The organism is Pseudonocardia lutea (assembly GCF_042658055.1).
Taxonomy (GTDB): domain Bacteria; phylum Actinomycetota; class Actinomycetes; order Mycobacteriales; family Pseudonocardiaceae; genus Pseudonocardia; species Pseudonocardia lutea.
Map to the genome: position 1 here is coordinate 71,347 of NZ_JBHSQK010000052.1, position 16,101 is coordinate 87,447.

General features: G+C 75.3%; 15 protein-coding genes. 6 read left to right on the forward strand and 9 right to left on the reverse strand.

Annotation, left to right across the window (positions count from 1 at the left end; translation table 11 throughout):
- Positions 1 to 16 precede the first annotated feature (16 nt).
- Both ACFQH9_RS20545 and ACFQH9_RS20550 read left to right on the forward strand, forming a co-directional pair.
- Entirely contained in the window at positions 17 to 1,036 is a 1,020-nt protein-coding gene (locus ACFQH9_RS20545) for a cation diffusion facilitator family transporter (protein ID WP_379567877.1), read from the forward strand.
- 82 nt (positions 1,037 to 1,118) lie between these two features.
- The gene (locus ACFQH9_RS20550) at positions 1,119 to 1,919 is read left to right on the forward strand and encodes an enoyl-CoA hydratase/isomerase family protein (RefSeq protein WP_379567879.1); all 801 of its coding nucleotides are present in this window, start codon (positions 1,119 to 1,121) and stop codon (positions 1,917 to 1,919) included.
- 558 nt (positions 1,920 to 2,477) lie between these two features.
- Here ACFQH9_RS20550 and ACFQH9_RS20555 read toward each other — a convergent pair.
- Positions 2,478 to 3,071, reverse strand: coding sequence for a hypothetical protein (locus ACFQH9_RS20555; RefSeq protein WP_379567881.1), 594 nt, complete (start codon positions 3,069 to 3,071; stop codon positions 2,478 to 2,480).
- 216 nt (positions 3,072 to 3,287) lie between these two features.
- On the opposite strand from ACFQH9_RS20555, the gene ACFQH9_RS20560 reads away from it, so the two are divergent.
- Positions 3,288 to 4,211 (forward strand): ABC transporter substrate-binding protein, encoded by a 924-nt coding sequence (locus ACFQH9_RS20560; RefSeq protein WP_379567883.1) that lies wholly within the window; start codon positions 3,288 to 3,290, stop codon positions 4,209 to 4,211.
- A 1-nt stretch (position 4,212) separates the two neighbouring features.
- Here ACFQH9_RS20560 and ACFQH9_RS20565 read toward each other — a convergent pair whose 3' ends face one another.
- Together ACFQH9_RS20565 and ACFQH9_RS20570 are read right to left on the reverse strand one after the other, a co-directional pair.
- Positions 4,213 to 5,322 (reverse strand): alpha/beta hydrolase, encoded by a 1,110-nt coding sequence (locus ACFQH9_RS20565; RefSeq protein ID WP_379567885.1) that lies wholly within the window; start codon positions 5,320 to 5,322, stop codon positions 4,213 to 4,215.
- Positions 5,323 to 5,372: 50 nt separating this feature from the next.
- Entirely contained in the window at positions 5,373 to 6,380 is a 1,008-nt protein-coding gene (locus tag ACFQH9_RS20570) for a CobW family GTP-binding protein (RefSeq protein ID WP_379567887.1), read from the reverse strand.
- A gap of 62 nt (positions 6,381 to 6,442) precedes the next feature.
- Between ACFQH9_RS20570 and ACFQH9_RS20575 the strand changes: the two genes are divergently transcribed.
- Entirely contained in the window at positions 6,443 to 6,886 is a 444-nt protein-coding gene (locus ACFQH9_RS20575; RefSeq protein ID WP_379567889.1) for an SRPBCC family protein, read from the forward strand.
- Positions 6,887 to 6,918: 32 nt separating this feature from the next.
- The gene (locus ACFQH9_RS20580) at positions 6,919 to 7,875 is read left to right on the forward strand and encodes a carbohydrate kinase family protein (protein WP_379567891.1); all 957 of its coding nucleotides are present in this window, start codon (positions 6,919 to 6,921) and stop codon (positions 7,873 to 7,875) included.
- Positions 7,876 to 8,029: 154 nt separating this feature from the next.
- Here the strand turns inward: ACFQH9_RS20580 and ACFQH9_RS20585 are convergent, their stop codons facing one another.
- Positions 8,030 to 8,917, reverse strand: coding sequence for a glycoside hydrolase family 16 protein (locus ACFQH9_RS20585; protein ID WP_379567893.1), 888 nt, complete (start codon positions 8,915 to 8,917; stop codon positions 8,030 to 8,032).
- A 198-nt stretch (positions 8,918 to 9,115) separates the two neighbouring features.
- On the opposite strand from ACFQH9_RS20585, the gene ACFQH9_RS20590 reads away from it, so the two are divergent.
- Positions 9,116 to 9,508, forward strand: coding sequence for a cupin domain-containing protein (locus ACFQH9_RS20590; RefSeq protein WP_379567895.1), 393 nt, complete (start codon positions 9,116 to 9,118; stop codon positions 9,506 to 9,508).
- Between the two features lie 2 nt (positions 9,509 to 9,510).
- Here the strand turns inward: ACFQH9_RS20590 and ACFQH9_RS20595 are convergent, their stop codons facing one another.
- The 5 genes from ACFQH9_RS20595 to ACFQH9_RS20615 form a co-directional block, all read right to left on the reverse strand.
- On the reverse strand, positions 9,511 to 10,530 hold the full coding sequence (locus ACFQH9_RS20595) for a PHP domain-containing protein (RefSeq protein ID WP_379567897.1): 1,020 nt from the start codon (positions 10,528 to 10,530) through the stop codon (positions 9,511 to 9,513).
- Between the two features lie 31 nt (positions 10,531 to 10,561).
- Entirely contained in the window at positions 10,562 to 12,094 is a 1,533-nt protein-coding gene (locus tag ACFQH9_RS20600; protein WP_379567899.1) for a CYTH and CHAD domain-containing protein, read from the reverse strand.
- Between the two features lie 76 nt (positions 12,095 to 12,170).
- Positions 12,171 to 13,619 carry an AMP-binding protein gene (locus ACFQH9_RS20605; RefSeq protein WP_379567901.1) on the reverse strand — a complete coding sequence of 483 codons (1,449 nt, stop codon included), beginning with the start codon at positions 13,617 to 13,619 and terminating at the stop codon, positions 12,171 to 12,173.
- Positions 13,620 to 13,622: 3 nt separating this feature from the next.
- On the reverse strand, positions 13,623 to 15,020 hold the full coding sequence (locus ACFQH9_RS20610) for an FAD-binding oxidoreductase (protein ID WP_379568040.1): 1,398 nt from the start codon (positions 15,018 to 15,020) through the stop codon (positions 13,623 to 13,625).
- Positions 15,021 to 15,150: 130 nt separating this feature from the next.
- Positions 15,151 to 16,092: an NAD(P)/FAD-dependent oxidoreductase gene (locus tag ACFQH9_RS20615; RefSeq protein ID WP_379567903.1), complete on the reverse strand. Its 942-nt coding sequence runs from the start codon at positions 16,090 to 16,092 to the stop codon at positions 15,151 to 15,153.
- Positions 16,093 to 16,101 lie beyond the last annotated feature (9 nt).

The window sequence follows — 16,101 nt, forward strand, 5'->3', positions numbered from 1 at the left end:
GTCCTACGGTGCGCGGGTGGGAGCGCACGGGCACGGGCACGGCGTGGGCGTCGGTACCGACCGGCGCTGGCTGGGCGCGGCACTGGGTCTGATCCTGACGTTCATGGTCGGCGAGTTCGTCGTCGGCCTGCTCGCCGGCTCGCTGGCGCTGATCTCGGACTCGGCGCACATGCTGACCGACGCCGCCTCGCTCGTGCTCGCGCTGGTCGCGATCCGGCTCGCCGCCCGTCCCGCCCGTGGCGGCTACACCTACGGGCTGCTCCGTGCGGAGATCCTCTCGGCGCAGGCCAACGGGATCACCTTGCTGCTGCTCGCGGTGTGGTTCGTGTACGAGGGAGTCGAGCGGTTGCTCGCGCCGCCGGAGGTCGCGGGCCTGCTCGTGCTGGTGACGGCGCTCGTCGGGATCGTCGTCAACCTGGCGGCGACCTGGTGCATCAGCCGCGCCGACCGGTCGAGCCTCAACGTCGAGGGCGCGTTCCAGCACATCCTCAACGACCTGTTCGCGTTCGTCGCGACGGCGGTGGCCGGGCTCGTCGTCGTCCTCACGGGGTTCGACCGGGCCGACGCGATCGCGGCGCTCGTGGTGGCCGCGCTGATGGTCAAGGCGGGGTGGGGCCTGGTGCGCGAGTCCGGCCGGATCTTCCTCGAGGCCGCGCCGCGGGACGTCGACCCCGACGCGCTCGGCGCCCGCCTGGCCGGGGTCGCGGGCGTCGCCGAGGTCCACGACCTGCACGTCTGGGAGATCACCTCGGGGAAGCCGGCGCTGTCGGCGCACGTCCTCGTCCGCCCGGAGGCGGACTGCCACGAGGTGCAGCGGGCCATCGAGGCAGTGCTGCGCGGCGAGCACGGCCTGGAGCACACGACGCTGCAGGTGGACCACCACGAGGACGTCGCCCTCCCGGCCGACGGGGCCGACCACTGCGCCGACCCCCACGGGCCCGTGCACCTCCCCGGTCCGCTGCTCGCGGGCGGGTCGGCGGGCCCGGACGGGCCGGCGGGATCCGCCGGGGCGATCAAGGGGCAGCCGGCGCCCTGAGGGAGGTGTGTGCGGGAACGCCCTTCTCCCCGGGGCGCACGATCGTTTAACGTTCGTTCGTTCAGGCCGCGAGGAGGACCGCATGCCGGTGGAGATCGACCGCCCGCGGGAGGGCGTCGTCCAGCTCACGCTCAACCGCCCCGACCAGCTCAACGCGCTCGACGCCGACACGGTCGCGAAGCTCACCGCCGCGCTCGCCGACATCGGCGCGGACAGCACCTGCCGGGTGGTGATCCTGACCGGGGCGGGCCGGGGCTTCTGCGCCGGTCTCGACCTCAACCACTACGACGACCAGCACCCGCCGGCGCGGGAGCGGCACCCGATCGACGGGCTGACCCGGCAGCGCCAGATCGCGCACCTCGCCGTGGCCCTGCACCAGCTGCCCCAGCCGGTCATCGCGGCGATCAACGGCCCGGCCGCCGGCGGCGGGCTCGCCCTCGCGCTGGCCAGCGACATCCGGATGGCGTCGACCTCCGCGCTGTTCGCCGTCGGGTTCATCCGGGCGGGCTTCTCGGCGTGCGACATCGGGCTGTCCTGGCTGCTCCCCCGGATCGTGGGCACCGGACGGGCCCACGAGCTGATGCTGACCGGCCGCCGCTGCTCGGCCGAGGAGGCCTACCGGATCGGCCTGGTCACACACCTGGTCGACCCCGCCGAGCTGCTGGAGGCCGCCTATGCCGAGGCCGCCGAGATCATGCTCAACCCGCCCTTCTCGGTCGAGCTGACCAAGCAGGGGATGTGGGCGTCGGTCGAGAACCCCACGTTCGTCAACGCGGTCGAGTTCGAGAACCGCCAGCAGATCCTCACCGCCCTCACCGAGGACCGGGACGAGGCCACCCGCGCCTTCCTCGAGAAGCGCCCGCCGGTGTACCAGCGGCACTGAGCGGCGGAGGTCCGGCAGGTGCGACGGGGCGTGGCCGCGCCCACGCCCGCCGCGGCGTGGGCGCCTACGTCACGGAGGACGGCACCGCCACGATCAGCCGCGAGCGGACGGCCGACCGCCGGCACCGCTCCGAGCAGCTCGGTGGGCCGTCCGGACGGCGCCACGGCCGCGCCGGTCGGAACCCCCGGCGGTAGAGGGAGCACCTCCGGCGGAGGGGCCGCGCGCGCTGCCGGCACCCGCACCGCATCGGTAGAGGATGCGCAGCGGGAGGCGAGCCCCGAGGACCCGGGCCCCACCACCGCCGGCCGCCGACCTCGACGAGCCGCCGCCCTTCCGAGGGTTTCCCACCACGCCGCTGCCCGGGGCACCTTGCTGGGCGGACGTGCTGGCCACCGCTGCCGACGCCGGTCTGCGAGCCTTCTCCGCTCGGCGTCGGTCGGGCGCCTGCGGTGTCGTCGGGGTGCCCGACGACAGCGCGACCTCGTCTGCTTCTTCACCGAACGGGTCGACGTCGTCGACGGGCCGCGGCAGGAGCCTTCCGTCACCCCGTGGTCGTGATCAGGCCGGGGCGCGCAGGTCCGGGCCGGTGGAGGGGTTGACCAGGCGGCCGATCTGCTCGGCCGCCCAGCCGGACCCGAGGACGCCCGCCCAGAGCAGCTCGGGCAGTTGGCGCTCGCGGTCGACCCGCCCCGTGACCCAGGACTTCGTGGCTGCCAGGCGCTCGGCCTGCACGCACAACTCCCAGGCGCGGGAGCCGCGGTCGGTGACGTCCACGGAGTACGGGGCACCGCCGGTGCGGTTGCGGTACCGGCGCTCGGGGTCGTCGATCGCGTGCACGATCGTGAGCCCGAGGCCGGCGAGCCCGGTGGCGACCACGAGCCCGGCGGCGAACCACAGCAGCGTGAGGAACCAGCCGTCGCCGAGCAGGAGCCCGGACACGGCGCCGACGGCGAGGACCGCGAGCGCCGTGGAGCCCGCCGGCAGCCGGGTCCACACGAGGGTGCCGGAGTCGTCGATCTGGTAGTGGGTGCCGGCGATCAGCGCGGGATCGAACACGCGATAACCCGATCGGGTGCGGATCAAGGTGGGCAGACGGTCGGGCGGGGTCTGCTTGACGAAGTCGACGCTCGCGTCGCCGGGGAACGTGCTCATTGCCTCTTGCTCTTGCTGGTCGCACCGGGGGAGGAGTGTGCGTGACCGCGCCGGGGAGGGCGCCGCCGTCCACATCATCGAAACTGACGAGAACCGTGTTACGACGCTGCAACGTGACGGACCCCTCACCGGAACGTGCGCGTGGGCGATCACAGCGAGGAATGTCCCGATGGTCCGGTAAGGTCAGGCAACCTTAACAACACGAAGGAGTTGTCGTTGCGTCGCCTCCTGTCCGTCCTGGCCGGGCTCGTCCTGGCCACCTCGCTCGCCGCGTGCGGATCCTCCGACGGGACCGCGGGGTCGTCCGCGGCCCCTGCGACGCGCGGCGTCGCCCACGCGATGGGCACGACCGAGGTGCCCGCGAACCCGCAGCGCGTCGTGGTGCTCGACACCGGCGAGCTGGACAGCGTCCTCGCCCTCGGCGTCACGCCGGTGGGCGCGACCTCGCCCGTCGCGAACGGCCCGCTGCCGACCTACCTCACGGACCGGACCGCCGGCGTGACGAACCTCGGGACCCAGTCGGACCTGAACCTGGAGGCGCTCGCCGGGCTGCGCCCCGACCTCATCCTGTCCAACAAGGTCCGGCACGAGCCGATCTACCCGCAGCTCAGCGCGATCGCGCCGACCGTGTTCGCGGAGCGCGTGGGCGTGGCGTGGCGGGAGAACCTGCAGGTCGCGGCCCGGGCGCTCGGTCGGGAGGCCGAGGCCGAGCGGATCCTGGCCGAGTACCGGACCAAGGCGAAGGAGACGGGCGCGAAGTTCGCGCCCGGGACCACGATCAGCATGGTCCGCTTCACCGGCGGGTCGGTCCGGCTCTACGGCGAGGGTTCCTTCATCGGCACGATCCTGGCCGACGCCGGCCTGGCCCGGCCCGCGAGCCAGCGCGTGTCGACGACCTTCGCCGAGGTCTCCCCCGAGCAGATCGGGCAGGCGGACGGCGACCGGCTCTTCTACGCCTCGTACGGCGAGGCGGGCGGCGCCGACGAGGCGAGCGTGCTCGGCGGCCCGCTGTGGCCGGCGATCCCGGCGGTCGCACAGGGCCGGGCGCACGAGGTGTCCGACGACCTCTGGTACTCCGGCATCGGGCCGATCGCTGCCGACAAGGTGCTCGACGAGCTGGGCACGCACGCCCAGGCGTAGCTCACGGCGCGCGCAGCGGGGCGGGCTCGCGGCCGGCCAGCGCGAGCCCGGCCCGCAGGGCGCTGGCGGCGTCGAAGGTGGCGTCGTGGGCGGCCCGGCTGATCGCGGTCAGGCTGGCGTAGCCGTGGACCATGCCGGGGAACCGGCGCGCGACGACCGGGACCCCGGCCTCGCGCAGCCGTTCGACCAGCTCCTCCCCCTCGTCGCGCAGCGGGTCGAACCCCGCGGTCGCGAGGTAGACCGGCGGCATGCCGGAGAGGTCGTCGGCGCGGAGGATGGCGCCGCGCGCGTCGTCCGGGGGCACCCCGTCGGGCAGGTACATCTGCTCCATCGCCGCGAGGACCTCGGCGCTGATCCCGAACCCGGAGCCGAACGCGACGCGCGAGCCGCCGGTCCGGTCGGCGTCCGTGGCCGGGTAGAGGGCCAGGACGAACGCCGGCACGGGCTCCGACCGCACCGCCTGCTCGTGCGCCACGACCAGCGCCAGGTTCGCGCCCGCGCTGTCGCCGCCCACCGCGACCAGCGACTTCTCCGCGTCCAGGTCCTCGGCGTGGGCGACGGCGTGGCGGTAGGCGGCGAGGGCGTCGTCGAGCGCGGCCGGATAGGGGTGCTCGGGCGCGAGCCGGTACTCGACGGACAGCACCCGGACGCCGGCCTGCGCGGCGAGCAGCCGGCAGAGCGGGTCGGCGGAGGCGATGCTGCCCAGCACGAACCCGCCGCCGTGGAAGTAGACGAGCAGGCCGGAGCGCCCCGCGGGACCGTGCGGCCCCGGCGGTGTGTAGAGCCGGGCCGGGATCGCCCCCTCGGCGCCGGCGACCTCCAGGTCCCGGGTCACGACGTCGTCGAACGGCCCCTCGGCGGCGAGCTCGGCGGCCTCGGCGGCCTGCCGGCGCTGCTCGGCGAGGGCCGGCGCGCCCAGCTGCCCGCGCGCCGCGGTGAGCCGCGCGATCCGCTCCCCCGTCCGGTTGAGCAGCTGCAGGTCGAGATCGAGGACCTGCCCCTCGAGCCGCACCTCGGGCCCGGCGAGCAGCCGCTTCAGCGGTCGCGGGAGTCCGAACAGTGCCCGGAACGCGAGTCGCAGACCGAGGACCCGCAGGGAGCGCGCGATCACCCCTCCAGGTTACGCCCGAGTAGCCTGCCGCTGCCGGAGCGGAGCGGCGCTCACGCCCCGAAGGTGTAGCGCAGCACCGGCAGCATGGCGTCGGGATCCGTGCGCGAGGAGTCGTCGGCCACGCAGGCGGCCAGCTCGGCCTCGACGGCGGCCGTGTCGATCCCGGCGCCGATCAGGACGAGGCTCGTGCGGCGCGGCTCGCCGGGCTCCCACCGGGCGCGGCGGAACCGGACGTACCGGCCGACCGTGTGCAGCACGTACTTCTGCCGGTGCCCGGGCACGCCGAACGCGACGAACCCCTTGATCCGGTAGACGCCGGCCGGCCGCCGGTCGAGCAGGTCCCGCAGCCGTTGCGGGTCCATCGGGGCGTCGGAGGTGAAGGAGACGCTGTCGTACGCCGCATGGAGGTGACCGGAGTGGTCGGCGTGGTCGCCCACCTGCTCGCCGAGCAGCAGCTGCCGGCCGGGCACCACCTCGATGTCGAACAGCAGGCGCGGGTCGACGACGCCGTGCTCGGCCGGGACGATCGGGGCCAGCCCGTTGGCCTCGCGGAGCAGCCGCCGGACCCGCCACACCTTGCCCGGGTCGACCCGGTCGACCTTGTTGAGCACCAGCAGGTCCGCGAGCCCGACGTGCGTGTCGACCTGGGGGTGCCGCTGCCGCGTCGCCTCGAACTCGACGGCGTCGACCACCTCGACCAGCCCGCCGAACACCAGGTGCGGGTTCGCCGCCTCGAGGATCAGCCGCACCAGGGTGCCGGGCTCGGCGATGCCGCTGGCCTCGATCACGATCACGTCGATCTCGTCCCGCCGCCGGGTCAGCCGGTCGAGCAGCGGCCCGACGCCCTCCTCCCCCACCGCGCAGCACAGGCAGCCGTTGCCGAGGGCGACCATCGCGTCCGCGCCGCCGACGAGCATCGCGTCGATCCCGACGGCACCGAAGTCGTTGACCACCACGCCGATCCGGGCGTCGAGCGAGTGCGCGAGCAGGTGGTTGAGCAGGGTGGTCTTGCCCGCGCCGAGGAAGCCGGCGACGACCACGACCGGAATCCTCCGCATCCCGGAAGAGGTACCAGGCGCCCCTGCGGCGCCGTCCCCCGGGTCCGGGGCAGGATGGGCGCATGGCACAGGTGACCGCGACCGCGGAGCGAACCGTCCCCGCCCCCGTCGAGACCGTCCGGGCGGCCGTCGCCGACTACACGGAGACCCGGCCGGCGATCCTGACCGAGCAGTTCACCGACTACGCCGTGCTCACCGGCGGCCGGGGCGACGGGACCTCCGCCACCTGGAAGCTGCACGCCACGAAGAAGCGCGTGCGGCACGTCAAGGCGGACGTCTCCCAGCCGACGCCGGACACGGTGGTGGAGAAGGACGCGAACTCCTCCCTGGTCACGACCTGGCGGGTCGCGCCGGCGGGCGAGGGCGCCAGCCTCGTCACGATCACCACGACCTGGAACGGCGCCGGCGGCATCGGCGGGTTCTTCGAGCGGACCTTCGCCCCCAAGGGTCTGACCCGGATCTACGACGGTGTGCTGGCCAAGCTGGCCGACCGCGTCGGGAGCTGAGCGGAAGGGCCCTCCTCTGGCACGCTGTCCGCGTGGCTGACAACGGTGTGATCGCGGTGGCGGGCGAGGCGCTGGTCGACGTCGTCCCCGCCCCCGCCGAGGGGTACTTCGAGTTCGCGCCCGGCGGCAGCCCCGCGAACGTCGCGGTCGGTCTGGCCCGGCTCGGCGTGCCCGCCAGGATGCTGGCCCGGCTCGGCCGGGACTTCCTGGGCCGCCGGCTGCGCGCGCACCTGGAGGGCAACGGCGTCGACCTGTCCCACGTCGTCGACGCGCCCGAGCAGTCCTCGCTGGCCCTGGTCGAGGTCGGGCCGGACGGCGTGGCGGACTACGACTTCCGCATCAGCGGCACGGCGGACTGGCAGTGGACGCCGGACGAGCTGACCGGCGCGCTCGACGGGATCGTCGCGCTGCACTCGGGCTCGCTGGCGCTGACCGTCGAGCCCGGCGCCGCGGTGCTGCGCGAGCTGATGGTCAAGGCCGCGGGCTCGGCGACCGTGAGCTACGACCCGAACTGCCGGCCGCGGCTCATGGGCGATCCCGCCGAGGTGCTGCGCGGGGTGCACGAGATGCTGGCGGTCGCGGACGTCGTCAAGGTCAGCGACGAGGACCTGCGCTGGCTGCTGCCCGGCGTCCCGCCCGGCGAGGTGCTCGACGACTGGGCGGGGCGCGGGCCGGCGCTGGTCGCCGTGACCCTCGGCGGCGACGGCGTGCTGGCGGCGACGGCCGAGGGCATCCGGACGTCCATGCCGGGCCGGGCCGTCGACGTCGTCGACACGGTGGGCGCCGGGGACAGCTTCTCCGCGGCCCTGCTGGCCGCGCTGCACGCGCGGGACCTGCTCGGGCCGGCCCGGCGGGAGGCCCTGCGCGGGATCCCCGCGCTACGGCTCGACGAGGTGCTCGAGGAGTGCGTGACCGCGGCCGCGCTCACCTGTTCCCGGCGGGGCGCCCGGCCGCCGACGGCCGACGAGCTGCGGGCCGCCCTGCACTGACCCGGGCCGCGCCGCGAGCGGGGCTGCCGCGAGCAGGGCCGCGCTGTCCAGCGTGGACGGCGGCGAGGGCTCCCCAGCACCGCCGCCGTCCACGAGGCCGCAGGTGGCGGGACGGCCCCAGTTCCTTTCGCCCCGCCACCCACGAGTCCGGGGGTCAGCCGCTCGGCCGGGCCTTCGGGGTGCGGTCGGGGTGCAGGTCGGGCTGGCCGGTGGCGGGCGCGCCCGGCGCCAGCGACAGCTCCGCCGGCTCGCTCTCCGGCAGCGCCCACTGCTTCGCCCAGTCCAGGTGCATCGCGGTGCGGCCGAAGCTGGGCGGGAAGTAGTCGAGCTGCACCGTCATGTTCATGGCGCCGGGCGGGAAGTGGCCGGTCTGCGTGGTGGAGAACCACTCCTTCCCGTCGAGGTAGGCGGTCATCCGCTGCGGCGTCCACTCCAGGGCGTAGGCGGTCCACTCGGTGGCGTCGTGCCGCACCGAGCCGCTCTCCTGGGAGTTGTCGCGGCCGTAGTGCAGGAAGAAGTCCGTGCTCTGCCGGTCGTCGGCGCTGATCTCCATCCAGTCGATCTCGCCGCCCACCGGCCAGTCCTCCTTCACCGGCCACAGCAGCAGCACCGGGTGGTAGCCGCCGGAGCCCGGGTCGGACTTCACGCACGCCTCCCAGCGGCCGTAGCGCTGGCCGGGGTGCCAGCTCATCGCACCGGTGGTGCCCCGCTCGTCGCCGCCGAGGGTCACCTGGCCGTCCGCCACGGTGATCGCGTCGGGCGTCCGGGTCCCCTTCTTGTCGTGGCCGGGCTCGGGGCCATACGGGTGCCAGTCCGGCGGCAGCGCGGTGCCCTCGAAGTCCGACTGCCGGGTCGGGGTGCCCCAGCCCAGGGTGTCGGCCGCGGTCCGCGGGCAGTGCGACGCCGAGGGTGCGGGCGGGGACGGGGCCGACGGGGCCTGGGCACCGCCCTGGGCCGCGTTCGCGGGGCAGGCCGTGAGCGCCAGCAGCACCCCTCCGCTCACCGCGACGGCCAGGGTTCGCGCCAGACCGGTCGTCCGCATCGTCCGCACCTCTCGTCACTCCTGCCTCAGAACTGCGCCCATTTCACCGCAGATCGTGAGCAACGCGAGCCCTGCCACCCGGTCGAGTACCCCCCGTTCGTGCACGCACGGCGACGACGCCGCGGGCACGGTCACGGCCGGTGACGAACGATGATCACGAGACGTGACAGGACCGCCGGCGGCCGCGAGACTCGGGGTGTGCCGCCGCCCGCCCTCGCCACCGCCCTCGACCTGGCTCCGCATCCGGAGGGCGGCTGGTTCCGCCGCACCTGGACCTCACCGGTGACCGTCGAGACCGAGCACGGTCCGCGACCGACGGCCACGGCGATCCTCTACCTGCTCGACGAGGAGTCACGGTGGCACCGGGTGCGCTCGGGCGAGCTCTGGCTGTGGCACTCGGGCTCCGCCGTCGACCTCCGGATCGGCTCCGAACCGGGCGTCGGGACGTCGTCGACCCTCCAGGCGGGCGAGCCGCAGCAGCTGGTGCCGGCGAACGCGTGGCAGTCCGCGCGCCTGCTCGGCGAGGCGCCGGCGCTCGTCTCGTGCGTGGTCTCCCCGGGCTTCGACTTCGCCGACTTCGAGCTGGCCTGACCTCAGGACCGGGCGGCCAGCAGCTCCGGCAGCTCCCAGGTGTTGCGGATCCGCTCGGTCGGCACCCCGCACTGCACGGCGCGCGTGCAGCCGTAGTCGAGCCAGTCGAGCTGGCCGGGGGCGTGCGCGTCGGTGTCGATCGTGAACTCGCACCCGGCCTCGACCGCCAGCCGCAGCAGCCGCTTCGGCGGGTCCAGCCGCTCGGGGCGCGAGTTGATCTCCACGGCGACGCCGTGCTCCGCGCAGGCGGCGAACACCGCGTCGGCGTCGAACTCGGACTCCGGTCGCTTGCGGTTCCCGGTGACCATCCGGCCCGTGCAGTGCCCCAGGACGTCGACGTGCGGGTTCGCGACCGCGGTGAGCATCCGCTCGGTCATCTCGTCCCGCGGCATCCGGAGCTTCGAGTGCACGCTCGCGACGACGACGTCGAGCCGACCGAGCAGCTCCTCCTCCTGGTCGAGCGCGCCGTCCTCGAGGATGTCGACCTCGATGCCGGTGAGCACGCGGAACCCGGAGAGGCCCGCGTTGAGCTCGGCGATCTGCTCCAGCTGGCGCCGCAGCCGCTCCGGGGACAGCCCGTTCGCCACGGTCAGCCGGGGCGAGTGGTCGGTGACGACGAGGTAGTCGTGCCCGAGGGTGATCGCCGTCTCGACCATCTCCCACAGCGGGGAGCCGCCGTCCGACTGGTCGGTGTGGCTGTGGCAGTCGCCCCGCAGCGCCTCGCGCAGGTCCGCGGCCGCCGTGTCCAGCTCGACGCCCTCGGTGGCCTCCAGCCGACGCAGGTAGACGGGCACCTCGCCGCGCAGGGACTCGGCGACGCACCGCGCGGTGACGTCGCCGACGCCCTTCAGCTTGCGCAGCTCACCGGAGCGTTCCAGCGCGGCGAGCTGCTCGGGGTCCTTGCCGCGCAGCGCCGCTGCGGCGGTGCGGAAGGCGCGGACCCGATAGGTCGACTCGTGCGCGCGTTCGAGCAGGAACGCGATCCGGCGCAGGTCGGCCACCGGGTCCCGGGCGTCGCTCACGGCCGCGATCCTGCCGGCCCGGTCGGCGGGCTCACCTCTGCCGCAGCTCGGGAAGCTGCTCCTCGATCCGCTCGGCCTCGACCTGTGCGCGGCCGTAGAGCAGGCCGAAGGTGAAGCCGTTCTCGCCCTCCGCGTGCGCCTGGGCGCCCAGCTCCCGCAGCAGCTGCCGCCCGACGACGACGTCCTGGTGCTCGCCGAGCGCCTTGGTGATCGCCTTGAGCCGCTTGGCCTGCTTCGGGCTGCCGGCCAGCTCGGTGGCGTAGCGCAGCCGCTTGCCGGCCTTGCGGGCGTCGTGGATCGCGGTGTCGGGGTCGCCCCCCGCGTCCTCGCCCGAGGCCAGGGCGTCGAGCGCGGCGACGACCCGCTTGTCGAAGCGCTTGTCGGCCTTCTTCAGCGCCGCCGAGAGCCCCTTCTTCGACGAGGCCGCCTTCGCGAGCGGCGGGTCCTGCAGGAAGCGCTCGATCGCGCCGCGCAGCGCGGCGTAGCGCTCGCCGTCGAGGGCGGCGATCGCCGCGGCCTTGGCCTCCGCCTGCGACCGCGCGAAGTGCCGGGTGATCTGCGCCTGCACCGGCCCGAGGACCAGCTCCGGCGGCAGCGCGTGCACCGCGGCGGTGATCCGCTCCTCCTGGACCTCGAGGTCCCGCGCGGGGGCGAGGGCGCGGCCCAGCCAGCGCAGCTCCTCGATCAGCGCCTCCGCGCGCGGGCCCTCGAACAGCGAGGAGAAGGCCTGCAGGGCGCTGCGCATCCGCCGGGCGGCGACCCGCAGCTGGTGGACCGCGTCCTCCTCGTCCCGGCGGGCCCGCAGGTCCTCGGCGGCGAGCCGGTCCGCGTGCTCGGCGAGGTAGGCCAGCACGGCGGCGCCCGCGCTGCCCTGCTTGCCCGTCCACCGGGCCGGGGGCGGCGGGGCGGCCTCGCGCAGGAGCCGGTCGAGCTCGGCCTCGGCGGTGGCCTCCGCCGGCGCGGCGCCGGTGGCCGCGAGCCGCTCGGCCAGCGCGTCGAGGAGCCCGGCGGGGCCGCCCGACACGGTCACCGCCTCCTCGGTCCAGTTCTCCAGGGTCGTCTCGGACCCGAACGTCGCGAGCTGGACCTCGTCCCGGCGGATCTCGGCGATCTCCCGGCGCCGGCCGTCGCGCAGCGACTCGACGGTGCGGACCCGGCGGATCCGGCCGACGGGGGCGAGGTCCGCGCCGCGCAGCACGCCCTGCACCAGTTCCCGCAGCTCGGCGGGGACGTCGGGATCGACGCCCTCCACGTCCGGCGGGGTCGCCGGGATGCGGAGCTGCTCGCCCTCCACCGCGTCCGGCAGGTCGAGGCGCCAGAACGCCTCGGGGTGCGCCGGGTCGTCCGTGCGGTGGATCGCCAGCACGATCCCGGAGGTGGCCAGGCGCAGGTCCGGCGAGTCGTACCGCTCGAACTCCAGCACGACCGGGGCACCGGCGACGGTCGAGCGCACCCCCTCGACGCCCGCCAGGTTCGGCGCGCCGGCCGCGGCCGGGCCGCGGTAGGTCGCCGTCGGGCGGCCGGACGTCCGGGTGTTCTTCGTCGTCGGGGTGCCGGTAGCCATGGAACGAGAATGCCCGAACGGGCTGATCACTCAAACGTGTCGGGGGACCGTCCGTCGGGCGCCGTTCGGCCCCTGGTCACAGCAGCTTCTTCTGCACCTTCCCCATCGCGTTGCGCGGCAGCGACTCCACGAAGCGGACCTCGCGGGGCCGCTTGTGCGGCGCCAGCAGGGCAGCGACGTGGTCGACGAGCTCCCGCGCCTCCGGTGCCTCGCCCGCCGGCACCACGTGCGCGACGATCCGCTCCCCCAGGTCCGGGTCCGGCACGCCGACGACGGCCACCTCGGCCACCGCCGGGTGTTCCAGCAGCGCGTTCTCGATCTCGCCGGCGCCGATCTTGTAGCCGCCGGACTTGATCAAGTCCGTGGCCTGCCGGCCGACCAGCGCCAGCAGCCCGGACTCGGTCCAGCGGCCGATGTCGCCGGTGCGGAACCAGCCGTCGTCCGTGCGGGAGGCGGCGGTGGCCTCCGGCAGGTCGAGGTAGCCGGAGAACAGCTGCGGGCCGCGGACCTCGACGGCGCCCAGACCGCTGTCGGCACCGTCGGCACCGTCGGGCTGCTCGCCCTCCGCCGCGGGCAGCGGCGCGAGCCGCACCTCCGTGTTCGCCAGCGGCCGCCCGACCGTGCCGACCTCGGGCTCCTCGTCGGCGCGGGCGGCGGTGAGGATCAGCGTCTCGGTGAGCCCGTAGCGCTCGCGGACCGCGAGCCCCGTCGCCTTCTCGATCCGGGCGTGGTCGACGGCGGTGAGCGCGGCCGAGCCGGAGATCAGCAGCCGGGCCCGGCCGACCGTGCGGCCCGTCTCGGGGTCGGCCTCGAAGTCCGCGGCGAGCCGGTGGTAGTGGGTGGGCACGCCGAAGACCATGGTGGCGCCCTCGTCGACGGCGGCGGCGAGCTTCCGCCCGTCGATCGCGCCGAGGTGGTGCAGCGAGCCCCCGCGCCGCAGCGGGCCGATCGTGCCGAGCACCAGCCCGTGCACGTGGAAGATCGGCAGCGCGTGGGCGAGCCGGTCCGCCCCGGTCCAGGCCCAGGCGTCGGCCAGGGCGTCGAGGTCCGCGGCGACCGCGCCCCGGGAGAGCACGGCGCCCTTGGGCGGTCCGGTGGTGCCGGAGGTGTAGACGACGAGCGCCGGGGCGTCCGCGGGCGGCTCGGGCGGCAGGTCCACCGGGTGGGGACGGGCGCTGACGTCGACCTCGATGCGGGGCAGCCCGGCGATCGCGGCGGGCAGCTCGACGCCGGGCGCGGTCAGCACCACCTCGGGCGCGGAGTTCGCGACGATGTGCGCGAGCTCCCGTTCGCCGGCCTTGGGGTTCACCGGCACCACCGGCACCCCCGCGAGCAGCCCGGCGGTGATCCCGGTGGCGGCGGCGAGCGTCGGGGTGGCCCAGACGGCGACGCGGGAGCGGCCGGCGATCCGGGCGCCCAGGTCGGAGGTCAGCGCGGCGAGCTCGCGATAGGTGACGGCTCCGTCGGGGAAGCGCAGCGCCGGCTCGTCGGTCGGCTCGACGAGGGCGGGGAGCAAGCGGTCCATGATCTACAGCACCTTGCCGGGGTTGAGGATCCCGTGCGGATCCAACGCCTTCTTGATCGCCTCCTGCATCGCGAGCGAGCCGGGGTCGAGCTCGCGGCGCATGCCGGCGCGCTTGAGCAGGCCCACGCCGTGCTCGCCGGTCACGGTGCCGCCCAGCGCGATCGCGGCGTCGACGATCTCGTCGAACGCCTGCTGGGCCCGCGCCTTCGCCTCCGGGTCGCTCGGCGGCACCATGATCAGCGGGTGCAGGTTGCCGTCGCCCGCGTGCGCGACCGTGCCGATGAACGTCTCGTTCCGGGCGGAGATCTCCTCGATCCGCTCCAGCATCGGCGCGAGCCGGTTGCGCGGCAGGCAGACGTCCTCGGTGAGCTGGGCGTCACCGCGCTGCTCGAAGGCCGGGTAGGCGAGCCGGCGGGCGGCGAAGAGGGCGTCGGCCTCGACGGGGTCGGTCGAGACGAGGGCGTCCCGGGCGCCGTTGGCCTCGAACGCGGCGAGGATCCCCTCGGCCTCGGCGGTGGCGGCCGGCTCGGGGAGGTCGGTCTGGGCCAGCAGGAGCGCCGCGGCGTCCTCGGGCAGGCCCATGTGCTTCCAGTCGTTGACGGCCTTGAGGCAGTGCCGGTCGACCAGCTCGAAGATCGCGGGCTGCAGCCCGGCGGCGGTCACCGCGGCCACGGCGGCGCCGCAGGCGGCCAGCGTGTCGAAGAAGCCGACGACGGTGCGCGGCGGCGCGGTCCGCGTGGGCCGCAGCCGCACGGTGATCTCGGTGATCACGCCGAGGGTGCCCTCGGAGCCCACCAGCAGCCCGGCGAGGTCGTAACCGGCCACGCCCTTCGCGGTGCGCCGACCCACCCGCACGATCTCGCCCCCGGCCGTGACGATCTCCAGCGCGAGCACGTAGTCGCGGGTCACGCCGTACTTCACGCAGCACAGCCCGCCGGCGTTGGTGGCGACGTTCCCGCCGATCGTCGACCAGGGCGCGCTGGCCGGGTCCGGCGGGTACCAGAGGCCCTCCTTCGCGGCGGCCGCGCGCAGGTCGTCGTTCACCACCCCGGGCTGGACGACCGCGAGCCGCTCCCCCGCGTCGATCTCCACGATGTCCCGCATCCGCTCCAGGGACAGCACCAGCCCGCCGTCGACGGCGTTCGCCCCGCCGGACAGGCCCGTGCCGGCCCCGCGCGGCACGACCGGGACGCGGTGCCGGGCCGCCGCCCGCACGACCTCGGCGACCTCGGCGGTGGACCGCGGCCGGACGACGGCGAGCGGCGCGCCGTACTCGGCCCACTCCGCCTCGTCGTGCACGTAGGGGCGGACGGTGTCCGGATCGGTGAGCACCCGGTCCGCGGGCAGGGCGGCGGCCAGCTCCGCGAGCACCGCGCGGCCGGCCGCGCCCGGCTCGGCCATCCGGGCCGCGCCGCTGCCCCGGTCCCAGCCGAAGGGCCGTTCGGGGGTGGGGGTCTGCGGGGTCGCGGTCCGGGTCTCGCTCATGCGGGAGACGCTACGTCCTGGCGCGCCGCGATCGCCAACGAGAGCGCTACCGCTGCAGCCGCTTCACGATCTCGCGGCCGAGCAGCGTGCCGGAGCGCCAGGCCGTCTCGATCCGGGAGCTGCCCCAGCCGTCGCCGGCCAGCCCGATGCCGTCCTCCCCGAGGTGGAAGGGCTCGGCACGGTCCAGCTCGGGGGCGGCGAACCGCCAGCGGTGCGCGTCCGTCCACACCGGCTCCTCGGAGAGCCCGAGCAGCGCGCACACCGCCTCGACCACCGTCGGGATCGCGCCGGCCGGGTCGGCGTCGTGGGCCCGCGCGACCGCGGAGGTGGTGTGCGCGACCAGGACCGGGACGCCGTCGCCGCGCCGGGCGCCGTCGTCGGCGACCAGGGTGAGCACCGGGTGGTCGTTGACGAACGCGGCCGAGAGCTCCGGCCACTCCCGGGTGGGGAAGCCGGCCGCGACGGTGAGCACCGGGCGCCAGGGCCGGCCGGAGGTGAGCGCGACGGCGCCGAGGCCCGGCGCCAGCACCCGCAGCGCCTGCGGGTCCGGCATCGCGAGGACGACCACGTCGGCCGGCTCGCCGTCGACCCGCGGCCCCTCCTCGACCCGCTTCACCTCGTGGTCCAGCTCGACGTCGAGGTCCTCGGCGAGCGCGGCCACGAGGCTGCGCAGCCCCCGGGGCGCCGCCCAGCGCATGGGGCCCGCCGACCGCGAGCGGTCGCCGTGCGCCAGCACCGCCATCTCGGCCGTCCACGGCCGCGCGAGCCCGGCGCTGCGCCAGCCCGCGACGACCTCGGCGAACTCCGGGTCCCGCACGGTGAAGTAGGCCGCACCCATGTCGACCGGACGCCCGTCGTGCGGGGAGCTGGCCATCCGGCCGCCCACGGTGTGCGCGCGGTCGAGGACCTTCACCGGCAGCCCGGCGCGCGCCACCTCACGGGCGCACGCCACCCCCGAGAGCCCGGCCCCGACCACGACGACGCTCATGACGCGGCC

What these genes read in the sequence shown, in the direction of transcription:
- ACFQH9_RS20550 (WP_379567879.1), top strand. Translation starts at nt 1,119, where the DNA reads ATGCCGGTGGAGATCGACCGCCCGCGGGAGGGCGTCGTCCAGCTCACG.
- ACFQH9_RS20555 (WP_379567881.1), bottom strand. Translation starts at nt 3,071, where the DNA reads ATGAGCACGTTCCCCGGCGACGCGAGCGTCGACTTCGTCAAGCAGACC.
- ACFQH9_RS20570 (WP_379567887.1), bottom strand. Translation starts at nt 6,380, where the DNA reads ATGCGGAGGATTCCGGTCGTGGTCGTCGCCGGCTTCCTCGGCGCGGGC.
- ACFQH9_RS20575 (WP_379567889.1), top strand. Translation starts at nt 6,443, where the DNA reads ATGGCACAGGTGACCGCGACCGCGGAGCGAACCGTCCCCGCCCCCGTC.
- ACFQH9_RS20585 (WP_379567893.1), bottom strand. Translation starts at nt 8,917, where the DNA reads ATGCGGACGACCGGTCTGGCGCGAACCCTGGCCGTCGCGGTGAGCGGA.
- ACFQH9_RS20600 (WP_379567899.1), bottom strand. Translation starts at nt 12,094, where the DNA reads ATGGCTACCGGCACCCCGACGACGAAGAACACCCGGACGTCCGGCCGC.
- ACFQH9_RS20605 (WP_379567901.1), bottom strand. Translation starts at nt 13,619, where the DNA reads ATGGACCGCTTGCTCCCCGCCCTCGTCGAGCCGACCGACGAGCCGGCG.
- ACFQH9_RS20610 (WP_379568040.1), bottom strand. Translation starts at nt 15,020, where the DNA reads ATGGCCGAGCCGGGCGCGGCCGGCCGCGCGGTGCTCGCGGAGCTGGCC.
- ACFQH9_RS20615 (WP_379567903.1), bottom strand. Translation starts at nt 16,092, where the DNA reads ATGAGCGTCGTCGTGGTCGGGGCCGGGCTCTCGGGGGTGGCGTGCGCC.